This window comes from Spiroplasma sp. TIUS-1 (assembly GCF_010365785.1).
GTDB lineage: Bacteria > Bacillota_I > Bacilli_A > Mycoplasmatales > Mycoplasmataceae > TIUS-1.
The window spans coordinates 147,199-159,486 of record NZ_CP048387.1 but is presented as its reverse complement, the minus strand read 5'-3'; the positions used below and the strand labels follow the sequence as shown (position 1 = coordinate 159,486).

General features: G+C 28.9%; 11 protein-coding genes and 1 tRNA gene. 1 reads left to right on the top strand and 11 read right to left on the bottom strand.

Annotated features, from left to right (window positions below):
• Positions 1-10: 10 nt before the first annotated feature.
• From STIUS_RS00785 to STIUS_RS00765, 5 genes are all read right to left on the bottom strand, one after another.
• Entirely contained in the window at positions 11-823 is an 813-nt protein-coding gene (locus tag STIUS_RS00785; protein WP_162649366.1) for an HAD-IIB family hydrolase, read from the bottom strand.
• Positions 824-837: 14 nt separating this feature from the next.
• Positions 838-1,656, bottom strand: coding sequence for an HAD-IIB family hydrolase (locus tag STIUS_RS00780; RefSeq protein WP_162649364.1), 819 nt, complete (start codon positions 1,654-1,656; stop codon positions 838-840).
• A 1-nt stretch (position 1,657) separates the two neighbouring features.
• A complete protein-coding gene (tpiA, locus tag STIUS_RS00775; RefSeq protein WP_162649362.1) occupies positions 1,658-2,398 on the bottom strand; it encodes a triose-phosphate isomerase in 741 nt (246 codons plus the stop codon).
• An 87-nt stretch (positions 2,399-2,485) separates the two neighbouring features.
• On the bottom strand, positions 2,486-3,208 hold the full coding sequence (gene nagB, locus STIUS_RS00770; protein WP_162649361.1) for a glucosamine-6-phosphate deaminase: 723 nt from the start codon (positions 3,206-3,208) through the stop codon (positions 2,486-2,488).
• A 22-nt stretch (positions 3,209-3,230) separates the two neighbouring features.
• Entirely contained in the window at positions 3,231-3,941 is a 711-nt protein-coding gene (locus STIUS_RS00765; protein ID WP_162649360.1) for a hypothetical protein, read from the bottom strand.
• 60 nt (positions 3,942-4,001) lie between these two features.
• On the opposite strand from STIUS_RS00765, the gene STIUS_RS00760 reads away from it, so the two are divergent.
• A complete protein-coding gene (locus STIUS_RS00760; protein ID WP_162649359.1) occupies positions 4,002-4,844 on the top strand; it encodes a bifunctional 5,10-methylenetetrahydrofolate dehydrogenase/5,10-methenyltetrahydrofolate cyclohydrolase in 843 nt (280 codons plus the stop codon).
• Between the two features lie 22 nt (positions 4,845-4,866).
• On the opposite strand, the gene STIUS_RS00755 is transcribed toward STIUS_RS00760, so the two are convergent.
• From STIUS_RS00755 to pgsA, 6 genes are all read right to left on the bottom strand, one after another.
• Positions 4,867-4,942, bottom strand: a tRNA-His gene (locus tag STIUS_RS00755).
• 32 nt (positions 4,943-4,974) lie between these two features.
• Positions 4,975-6,945 (bottom strand): 2-oxo acid dehydrogenase subunit E2, encoded by a 1,971-nt coding sequence (locus tag STIUS_RS00750; protein WP_162649358.1) that lies wholly within the window; start codon positions 6,943-6,945, stop codon positions 4,975-4,977.
• A 56-nt stretch (positions 6,946-7,001) separates the two neighbouring features.
• Positions 7,002-8,288, bottom strand: a complete 1,287-nt coding sequence (locus STIUS_RS00745) for a hypothetical protein (RefSeq protein ID WP_162649357.1) — start codon at positions 8,286-8,288, stop codon at positions 7,002-7,004.
• 50 nt (positions 8,289-8,338) lie between these two features.
• Positions 8,339-10,753: a leucine--tRNA ligase gene (gene leuS, locus STIUS_RS00740; RefSeq protein WP_162649356.1), complete on the bottom strand. Its 2,415-nt coding sequence runs from the start codon at positions 10,751-10,753 to the stop codon at positions 8,339-8,341.
• Positions 10,754-10,769: 16 nt separating this feature from the next.
• The gene (locus tag STIUS_RS00735; protein WP_238988692.1) at positions 10,770-11,549 is read right to left on the bottom strand and encodes an SDR family oxidoreductase; all 780 of its coding nucleotides are present in this window, start codon (positions 11,547-11,549) and stop codon (positions 10,770-10,772) included.
• Positions 11,542-12,207 carry a CDP-diacylglycerol--glycerol-3-phosphate 3-phosphatidyltransferase gene (gene pgsA, locus STIUS_RS00730; protein ID WP_162649355.1) on the bottom strand — a complete coding sequence of 222 codons (666 nt, stop codon included), beginning with the start codon at positions 12,205-12,207 and terminating at the stop codon, positions 11,542-11,544. The genes STIUS_RS00735 and pgsA overlap by 8 nt, the downstream gene beginning before the upstream one ends.
• Between the last annotated feature and the right edge of the window lie 81 nt (positions 12,208-12,288).

Genomic DNA, 12,288 nt, shown 5'->3' with positions numbered 1-12,288 from the left:
CCTAATTTTATTATTTATTAAAGATTAATTCTTCAATAGTTTTTGCCACACAACCTTCTGCGTCAGTGTATTTAGAAACTGTTTTTGCAGCAGCTTTTGCAGCAGGCCCTGAGTTAGCAGGACAAACTGAATAACCAGCAACATTTAATGAAGCAACATCATTTGCTCCATCTCCCATTGCCAATACTTCACTGTGATTAATTTTTAACATACCGCAGAAGTAGTCCACTACAAACCCTTTATTGATGTCTTTTGCATTAATTTCAGCAACACCTCCGGGTTCTCATTGAACATGGAATCCTTTATCTTCTAATATCTTTTTATCTTCTTTTGTAAATCCAAAAAACAAAAATTTATATGAATTTGGGAATTCCTTTAATTCTGTTGACAGTAAATATTTTGCATCTGGATGACAGAATACTTTTTCAACTTCTATTAATGCTTTATCGGCACTGTAAATAACATCAAAGTTATCTGCTGAGTAACTCATAACAGAAAAACGATTTTCTGTATCAACATAATTTCATAATCATTTTGTCATTTCATTTGAAATAACACTTTTTTTAATTTCTGTATTTGTTGCTAAATTTCTAATATTAGCTCCATTAAAAGATGCAACATAATAGTCACCATCTTTCAAATTACCTAACTTATTAAATTCATTGAAGTGTGTGTAGTATGTTCTACCTGTGGCAAATACTACTTTTACACCATATTCATCATGTGCTTTTTTAATTGCTTCAAAGTTTCCTGGATGTGGTCCTGCAAATTTAATGTGACAAGTCCCATCTAAGTCGATTACTATTAATTTTATTTTTGACATAAATCTCCTAGTTGTTAATTTTTGTTAAAAACCAATTCTTCAATTGTTCTTGCGACACAGCTTTCAGCATCTGTATAATTTGATATTCTATTTGCCGCACTTTTTGCCGCTGGTCCACTATTTACAGGACATATACCATATCCTGCTTTTTTTAGAGATTCAACGTCATTTGAACCATCGCCCATTGCCAATACTTCACTATGATTAATGTCTAATTTTTTACAAAAGTAATCAACTACATAACCTTTATTAATATCTTGGAAGTTTATTTCAGCAGTATCACTTGAAGGTTCTCATTGAACATGAAAACCTTTTTCTTCAAGTATCTCTTTGTCTACTTGTGTGAAATGCTTGACAACAAATTTATATGTTTCAGGAAACTCTTCTTTCTCATAAGGTGAATGCACTTCAAAATCTGGATTATTAAAGTGTAAAACTCTTTGGACCAATAAATTATCTTTACTGCTTATAACATCACGTGAATTATGAATATAGCTCACTGCAGAAAAACGATCTTCTTTATTTATATAATTTCATAGTCATTTTGTTAAATTGCTAGGAATAGGATTTTCTTCTAGTAATGTTTTATTAGACATATTTTCAATGTATGCACCATTAAATGCTGCTAAAAAATAATTACCTTTTGAAATATCCCCCAGTTTGATAAATTCATTGTACTTAGAATGGTTTGCTCTACCTGTTGCAAAAACAACATTTATTCCATATTCGTCATGTGCTTTTTTAATCGCCTCAAAATTATTAGGATGCGGACCACCACCCATTTTGTGACATGTGCCATCTAAATCTAGAATTAGCAATTTGACTTTTGACATTTTAAACCAATAAAGCTAAGAATGAATCAACTTCTAATGAAGCTCCACCAACCAATGCTCCATCAATGTCTGGTTGACTTAAAATTTGTTTTACATTATCAGGTTTTACTGATCCACCATATTGAATAACAACTTGGTCTGCAGTAGCTTGATCATATAAATCAGCAATAATATCACGAACACCTTTACATACATTCTGTGCAATTTCTGGAGTTGCTACTTTACCTGTACCAATTGCTCAAATTGGTTCATAAGCAACAATTACTTTAACTGCGTCTTCTTTTGAAACTCCTGCAAAGTCAGCAACTAATTGTGCTTTAACAAATTCAATTGTTTTTCCTTTTTCAAATGTTTCTAAAGATTCACCACAACATAAAACTGGTGTCATATTTGCAGCCAATAAAGCTTTAACTTTTTTGTTAATTACTTCATCTGTATCATTAAAGTATTCTCTTCTCTCTGAGTGTCCCACTAATGAATAGTTAATATTAATATCTTTTAACATTGGTATTGATATTTCACCTGTATATGCACCTGATTGTTCAAAGTGAACGTTTTGTGCTGAAACGACCAATTTTTTTGAATTTGTTTTAACTGTGTCTAATAATGTTGCAGATACTGCAACTCCTGCAATTAAGTCTGGTTTTGTTTTGAAACCTTTTTCTGCCAATTTCATAAATTTTTTAGCTTCTGAATTTGTTTTAAACATTTTTCAGTTTCCAATTATTACTTGTTTTCTCATATAAAAACTCCTTATATATAAACTAATTTTAATATAAAAAAAACATATCACAAAATATGTTTTAAATATTTGAATTTGGTTAATATATTATAACTTCGAAGCTGCTTTTTCATCAATGATGATTGTTACATCTTTGTGGTTTTGTAATAAAGTACAAGGTCAACTTGGATCAACTTTTCCATTTACTAATTCGGCAATAGCCTCAGCTTTAGATTCTCCTAAAGCAATTAGTAATATTTTCTTTGCTGACATAATTGATTTCATACCCATCGAAATTGCTTGTGTTGGAACATCTTCTTTTTTAGCAAAAAACCTTTTGTTTGATTCTATTGTTGATTCAACTAAGTTGACAATTGATGTTAGTGAATCAAAATCACATGGAGGTTCATTGAATCCAACGTGACCATTAACTCCAAGTCCTAAAAGTTGCAAGTCAATTCCACCTTTAGATGCAATTAATTCATCGTATTGATTTGCTTCTTCATTTGTTTGAATTGCTCCACTAGGAATATTTGTATTTTCCTTTTTAATGTTAATGTGATCAAACAATTGTTTTCTCATAAAATAATCATATGATTGTTCATCAGTTGATTTTAAACCTTTATATTCATCTAAGTTGAATGTAATAACATTTGATCAATCAATTTTTTCATTTTTAGTTCTTTCAATAATTTGATTATATGTTGAAATTGGTGTTGAACCAGTTGCTAAACCCAATACAGGTTTATCTTTATTTATAACTAGGTCTAATATAATTTCTGATCCTAATTTCCCTGCTTCCATTTCATTTTTTACTTTTAATATTTTCATAATAGCTCTCCCCATTTCTCTATTAATATATTTTATCTAAAATATCATTTCATGTGTCAAAGTATGAATATAAATTTGGAATCTCATCAACATTTCATTCTCGTTCTTTATTCATTCTAGATAACATAACATAAGTAAGTAACTTGTTTTTACCTCTAACAAGATATTGTACTTTTTCGCATTCTATGATAATTCCAAATTGTTTTGGTGTAATGCTAATGATGTTATTGTATTTTATTTTATGTTTAATTCTTTGATCTTTATCAGTAATAATAATTTGGCTTGTTGAATAAAAGAAATCAAATGTTCCAATTTGTTCTATTTCTTTAGTATTGTTAAAAAAATGTAAGTTACAACTAGACTGATATAAATTGACTTTTTCTTTTGATTTAAACTTAATTTGCATTTCTTTTAAGGGCCTTCATGTTGTAAAAACTAGCTCTTCCAACTGCCTCACAAATTTCTTTTCCCTTTCAGTAAGTTCTATTTTTAGTTTTTTAATTATCTTATTGAATTCAAATAAGAATAATTCTGTAATTAAAAAATTGTCTTTAACTCATTTAAATAGAACCCAATGTTTATAGTCAACATAATTTTTATCTTCAGAATGTTGTGAATCAAGTTTTTTTAATTTAAGTTTTCCAATTTTTAAAACATTATCTGGATTCAAAATTGGAAAAAGATCTGATCTAATTTTTTGAAAATTTGAACTAGCATTGTGAATTACAAACATAAATTACCTTTTTAAATATATAAATATTATAATCTATATATTAATTCCTTGGAGGTGTACATGAAATTGATTAACGGCACTGAGTTATCTAATAAGTTGAATGAAGAAAATCGTATTGAAGTTCTTAAATTTAAAAGAAAACCAAAATTACAAATTTATCAAGTTGGGGATGATTTTTCTTCAAATAAATATATTAAATATAAACAAAAAAAAGCAAAAGATTTAGGAATAGAATTTGAACTATTAAGATTTAAAAATAATGTTTTAGAAGAAGTTGTTATTGAACAAATTAATAAATCAAACAATGATGATTCAGTTACAGCAATCATTGTACAACTTCCAATTCCAAAACATATTAATCAAATAAATATTATTAAAGCTATTGATCCTATAAAAGATGCTGACGGTTTTACACCTGTTGCCATGGGAGAAACAGTTCTTGGTCTGCCAATTAATCCACCAGCAACCCCTAAAGGTATTATGAAATTAATAGAGGGTGAAAAGATTAATCTTATAGGATCTGATGTAGTCATTATTGGTAGAAGCAATATTGTAGGTAAGCCGCTGGCAAATATGTTAATAAATAAGCAAGCTACAGTTACTATATGTAATACAAAAACAAATAATTTAGATACTCATATAAAGAATGCTGAAATAATTATTGCCGCAGCAGGATCTCCAAATTTAATTAATAAAAATAATATTGGACACAACCAAATAGTTATTGATGTTGGTTCAAACTATGTTAATGGAAAATATTGTGGTGACGCTAATTTTGATGAAATTAAAAATGAGGTCTCACTTATTACCCCTGTTCCTGGAGGCGTTGGTCCAATGACTATTTGAGCATTGTTTGATAATGTTATTCAATTATACAAATTGCAAAATAAAAATAACACATAAGTGTTATTTTTTTGTATCTTAATGGGGCGTGTAACGGGTCTCGAACCCGCGGGTGCCGGAACCACAATCCGGTGCGTTAACCACTTCGCCATACACGCCATAACTAAAAATTATTATACATTATTTGTTTTTAAGATAATGTTAATATTTCTGGTGTTTCCAATAAGTATTTGATTCATTTTATAAATTCATTTGCTTGTTCTTCACTAGAAACCCTTTGATCATATGTCAATACAAAGTTCATTGAAGCCTTACTATAAATTTTTCCTTTATATTCAAATGGCTTTTTAATAATTTTACTCATAGCAACAATAGCTACATTTCCACCTTCTAAAGTTGGTTTCATAAATGTTGATGATCCAGTAAATGTACCTATTTTAATTGATGAATGTTCTTCAGGTAGATTTCTTCCTCTTCTGATATCAGATGTAATTCCGATTAGCTTATTTCCTAATTCCTTAATTGATAAACCATTTGCCATAGAAACTACAGGAACAACGGTTTTTTCATCAGTTTCAATAATAACTCCAATATCATGCTTTTTAACATTTACCGGTTGTTGATTTGTTTTATCAAATCTACCATTGAAAACTGGGAATTTTTCTAATGCCGTAGATAATGCTTTAACAACAAACGCCATTGATGAAAATGGGAATGCAGAATCATTTTCTCGTAATTTATTTTTTAATTTGATTATTCTTGACATATCAATACTTGTAGAAAGTGTGTTTGGTTGAACTGTACTTCTAACAATTTCTAATGTTTTTTTTGTAACCGGTCTTGATTCAAAGTCCTCTAATCCAAACATAACATCTGCATCAGAAAACCCCTTATTAACATCCGCTTCAAAGTCAACAGTATTATAAACTTCTCTATTAACTTTGTTATCTAATAATTCTTTTTTTAATAAAATTATTTCTTTTTTCAATTGAGCTAAATCATCTGTTTTTGTTCTATGTTTTATTGTAGTAGCAGCTGATTTAACAACATTAGAAATTTCAGTTTTTGTTGACGGCAATTTAATAATTGGTTCACTAGAATTTTTCTTATTATCTTTTTTACTATTCTCACTTTTTTGTGAAGGTAAATTAATCAATAGTTTTTGGCTTTGTTTAGTTGATACAGGTTTTATTGAATTTGGATTCGATAAGGGTTTTTCAACAAATCTTTTTTTTGCCAATGATATTTCATCGCGACGACTAGTGATTTCACTTGGTTCTGGCAATTGAGGACCTGAAGCTGCAATTAAATTTTTTTTCGGTTGCTTTGGTTTTTTAACTTTAACCGGTTGAGGTCTTTCAATTTTAAAACCTGTTTCATTATTTAAAGTTGCCCTAATTGATACCCTCTGAATTTTAGCTTCTTCATCCAATTTCTCTTTTAATAAAGCTTGATCTCCAGTAACTGGTGGTAATTTTTTTTCTACTCTATCATAAATACCATTCAACTTAAGTCATATAACAAAATCATGGCGTCCTTCAACTGTGTTCTTGTATTTTGTGCTAATAACTTCACCTGTTGCATTGTCCGAGATTTTTAATTCACGGTTAAAGTGAACTGGAATCTCAATACCTTCAATATAACTATCATTATTTGATCTTCTTTTTCCAGCCAATTCAACGTCAAGTTCTTTACGTCTATTGTCAAGTGCATTGGCTTGCATTTGATTTTGCCCGTTCAATGAAGAACCTTGGTTTAATAATTTTCTTTCTGTATAAGTTAGACTAGATTTTGGTTTAGTTCTTAATTCATCTAGTTTTTTTTCTTGAGCTGACTCTGGTAACGTCACATTTTTGCCCAATGAGTCCGTTACAAATGATGAATAATTATTGAATTCAGTTGTATCAACTTTATCAATGTCTAACGTACCTTCTTCATAATCCTCTTTTCTTTGATTAATTATATTTCTATAAGTTTTTGGTCTACCTTTAGAATCAAGTGAAGAAGTTGCATCTATTCTCTTGTTTTCAACAACCTTGTAGTTCTCTTCTGCCATGATTTTATTCATACGTTGTTCAACAAGTTCACGAAATTTTGGTACATTATCTTCTAAAATCTTATCAGAAATATCAGTATTTGTTTTTGAATTTTTATCAGCCATGTAGTAAACCCCTTAGATATTTATTTTAATTATATTATATACAAAAAAAATAAGGTTTATTCAAACCTTACTTTTGAGATTGTTACACCTTTTTTTACTAATTTTTGGAAACGTTTTGCTTCTTTTATATTTCGAAGAACTATATCTGAATCTTTTTTAGACAGACCAGCAATCATGTCATCAAAAACTTTTTTGTATTGCCTCTTAGCAATAATGTATTCTTCAATTCCTCATTGCTGTTCTGCTCAAATTTGATTTTTTTCACGTTTGAATTCTTCAATTTCACGCTCGTGATATTCTTTTGGAATCAGTCTTAATTTACGTTTGAAATTTAATCATTCAACTTTATCATGAATTCTAACTTTTCGTCTTTCTTGTTTGGCAGCATATCTATTAGCTTTTCTTTGTGCCATACGATAATCATGTTCTTCTTTTGATAAAACAACATCATTCAATGTGTGCCATCTGTAATATTTTGAATTGTTTAATGATAAGAAACCTAATGTAACACCAATAAAAACTCCAGCAATTCCAAAACATGATCCAACAAACATTACTATGTAAGTTCATTGTGGATTGTCGTGCGCAAAAGATACAATTTGAGTACCATCACTATTTAAATTATAAGTTAAGCGATATTTATGAATGTCTAAAAATCAGTATGGATAGTAGAATTGTGATCCGAATCTTGCCTCTCGATCTATTATTCCGATTACTACTCCATCTGGGCCAAATAAACTTTCCCATCCAGGAAACGTGTTGTTATCATTATATGAATATATATGCTCGAAAAAAGCTTCGCTATATTGAATAAATCTTAATTCACCCCTAACCATAACAAAAATTAAATATAAAAATGGATAAGCACAAACCAATAAAATTCCAACTTTGTTGAATTCTTCAATTGACATATAAACATTACCAGTTGATGTTGCAAAGTTAAATACCATGAACATTGGTATTGCTAAATGAAGTACAATTGTTGATACTCAATTTATTGGACGATAAGCACCTATTTCATCTGGTGATGCCAATAGCCCAAACCAAAAAACTATAAATGTAACTGTAATATATGTTGTAACTGCTATTTCTAACCCAAGTAATCTTTGTGTTCCATAGATTTTTTGTAATGAGATTGTGAATATTAAATAAAACACAACAATATAGTTTGATTGTGTAGTTCAGAATGCATAATAAATATTAATTCTTTCAATAGTAGGTATTCCACCCAAGTTGTATTTAGGTAATCAAATTTGAGAACAAAAGTCAAAAATTAAAAAAGCAACTAATATATTAAGAATAATAACTTTAATTGTAAAGTCTAAATTTCTACTTGTTTTCATTATCTTTTCCTCGTTTATTAGTTATTATAAATAAAAAAAACCAAGTATTTCTACTTGATTACAAAGTTTACAATTCTATCTGGAACTGCTATTTCCTTTATTAGTGTTTTATCTTCTAATTGATTTTTAATTAAATCGATTAATTTTGCAGTTTTTAACAACTCAGGTGATTTAGTCCCACGATTTACTTTAAATGTTGCTCGTAATTTACCATTTATTTGTACTGCAATAGTAACGGTATTTTCAATTAACTTTGATTCATCAAATTTTGGTCAAGTTTGATCACAAACAGAACCTTTTTGGTTTAATTTTTCTCATAATTCTTCACATACATGTGGAGTAATTATTGATAACATTATCAAGAAATTTTTTAGGTACTCAATATATATTGGTTTTTGTTGTGCATAAACTTCATTTACAAAAACCATTAATTGTGAAATAGCTGTATTAAACTTATAGTCATTAATCATTTGCCCAAAATTTTTTACCATCTTGTTATAAGCAACTTCAAGTGAACCATCATTCTTGTTTGTAATTTCAAATGTGTTTATCATTCTATAAACACGATCAATTCATTTGCGCGAACTATCCAATCCATCTTCACTCCATTGCAACGAAGCTTCAATTGGCCCCATGAATGCAATAAATAATCGAAGAGCGTCTGCTCCATGTGATTCAATAATGTCATCAGGATTTACAACATTACCTTTAGATTTTGACATCTTAGTTCCGTTGTTATCAAGAACCATACCTTGATTAATTAATTTATTAAAAGGTTCTTGAGTGGGAACAATTCCTAAATCAAATAATACTTGATGCCAAAATCTGATGTACAGCAAATGCCCCACAGCATGTTCTTGCCCACCAATATATAAATCAACTGGTAACCATTTTTTAAACAATTTCATTGCTTCTGGTGATTCCAAATCAGTAAATTGATTTGGAGCTTTAGCTAAAATATAAGCCAAGTGATATCAAGATGAAGCAGCAGATTGAGGCATTGTATTTGTTTCTCTTACAAGTTTTTTACCATCAACTTCAATATTCAATCAATCCTTGATGTTAGCAAGAGGAGATTCTCCAGTACCCGATGGTTTAATATAATCTGTTTTTGGTAATTCAACTGGTAAAGATTTTTCCAATAATACAATATTTTGATTATTATCAAATGCAACAGGAAATGGTTCTCCATAAAATCTTTGTCTTGAAAACAATCAATCACGTAACTTGTAATTTACTTTTACGCTAGCCTTCTTATATTCTGCCAAAAATTTAATTAGTATATCTTTGGCTTTTATAACATCCATACCTTCAATTAATTTTGAATTAATGTATTCAGATTTACCAATAAAAGCCTTACTTTCATCATCTGCTTTTAATACAAATTTAATTGGTAATTTAAATTTTTTAGCAAATTCTCAATCGCGTGGATCATGAGCAGGAACTGCCATAATAACTCCTGTTGCATAATCATTTAATACATAATCACTAATTCATACAGGTATTTCTTCTTTAGTAATTGGATTTATTGCATAGCTTCCTATAAATACTCCAGATTTAGGTTTTGACTCATCTTGTCTTTCAATATCTGATTTTGATAATGTTTTTGAAACATATTCATCAACATCTTTTTTATTATCTTCAGTTGTTAACTCTGATACAATTTCATTTTCTGGTGCAACAACTAAGTAAGTAACCCCATAAATAGTATCAATACGAGTTGTAAATACATTCAGTTTTTTTTCTGAATTTTTTACATCAAATTCAACTATTGCGCCTTCCGATTTACCTATCCAATTTTTTTGCAAATCTTTAATAGACTTAGGCATATCAATATTATCAAGACCTTTTAGTAACCTTTCAGCATAGTCAGTAATCTTTAAAACTCATTGTCTCATTGGTTTTTTAAATACTTCAAAACCACCAACTTCAGAAATCATTTTTCCGTCTTTATTAATCACTTCTTCATTTGCCAATGCTGTACCTAATTCAGGACATCAGTTTACGTTCACATTTCTAATTTCTGCTAAACCCTTTTTGTAAAGTTTAATAAAAATTTGTTGTGTAATTTTGTAATAATTTGGATCAGATGTAATTACCTCTTTATTTGGATCATATGAGTAACCCATTTTTTCTAGTTGAGTTCTAAAAACTTCAATATTTTTTATTGTGAAATCTCTAGGATCATTTCCAGTTTTAAGAGCGTATTGTTCAGCTGGCAATCCAAAAGCGTCATATCCCATTGGGTGCAAAACATCATATCCATTTAATCTTTTAAACCTTGAATATATATCTGTTGCAGTATAACCCTTTGTGTGGCCAACATGCAATCCAGCCCCAGACGGATATGGAAACATATCAAGAATGTAAGCTTTTTTATCGCTATTATCTTTAGTAGCGAATGCATTATTTTTTTTTCAAATTACTTGTCATTTTTTTTCAATTGCTTTATGTGAAAATTCCATACACCGTCTATGTCTCCTATCTCTCTTTTTGGTATTTATACATTTTTGTTAGTACTGTTTTTCTTGGAGCAATTTTAATACCAAATTTTGCAAGCTTATTCATTTTTCCAATAATAACTACTGATTTATTTGTTTTTAAACATTTACGCAAAGATTTAATAGCATAAGTTCTAGTACTCATAACTTTTACCTTTGAATAATAAGTTGCGTCAATTTGATTAGAACTTCTATTTCAAAAATCCGTTTTTAGTGGTCCAGGACATATTGTAATAACACGCACCTTTGATTTAGCTTTTTTTAATTCTAAGTTAACTGCTTCACCAAGAGATACTACATAAGCCTTCGAAGCATAGTAACCAGCAAATACTGGTCCGGGAGTAAAAGCTGCCATAGAACCAACATTAATAATTCTTCCTACATTTTTAACTTTAAAAATTTTTACAAATTCTTTAGTTAATATATGCAAAGATTTAATGTTTAAATCAATCATGTTCATTTCAGACATAGTATCTGATTTTTCAAACATTCCCCAAACACCATAACCTGCATTATTAATAACCAGCTCAATATTTTTTTCTTTTACTTGTTCAATTAATTTAAAACAATTTTCATTATTACTTAGGTCCATGTTAATTGCAATAACTTCTCTATCTGTATACTTGTTTTTCAATTGTTCTAAACTAGTTGTGTTTCTTGCAACACCAATTATGTCATAACCTTGTTCCAATAAAAGATCACAATATTCAAATCCCAATCCTTTAGAAGCACCTGTTATAAGTGCTCATTTTTTATTCATTTTTTTCTCCATGTCCATGATCTGATGACATACTAAATAAAACTTCTTTATTTAATATCATGTAGTTCAATGCTGCTGCAACCGATAATATTGCTGCTGTATATGTTGGAATCATAACGATTTGGTTAATTAAACCAAATTCACCATATAGTCATTCTCCATTGTCATTTCAACTTGCTAACCCTACAAAAAATAATATTGACAATCCCAACATTTGTATTGCTGCTTTATATCTACCAAGATTATTTGCAGACATAATAGTTTTTTGTGAAGCAAGTAACTGTCTTACAACATCAATAATAAAATCTCTACCAATAAAGATTAATACTATTCACAATGGTAATATTCCAATTACTGCAAAAACTACAAGTAATAAGTTTGTTAATAATTTATCAGCAATTGAATCAAAAAACTTTCCAAAACTTGTAACTTGATTATATTTTCTTGCTATATATCCATCCAACATATCTGATAGTGAAGCTAAGATAAATAATATTCCCGCTAATAAATCTGTTAATGAAAGTGAATAATTTCCTGATGTAAATTTTGTTGTTATAACATCTCATCCATAACCTTTTGCTGGCCCTAAAAACATCACAATAATTATTATTGGGATTAACACTAATCTAATTAATGTAACTCTATTTGCTCAATTCATAAATAATTTCCTTAATTTAATTATATACATTAATAAAATTAGTTATTAATTGATTTAAGGTTTCACTTTAACATTGAATTT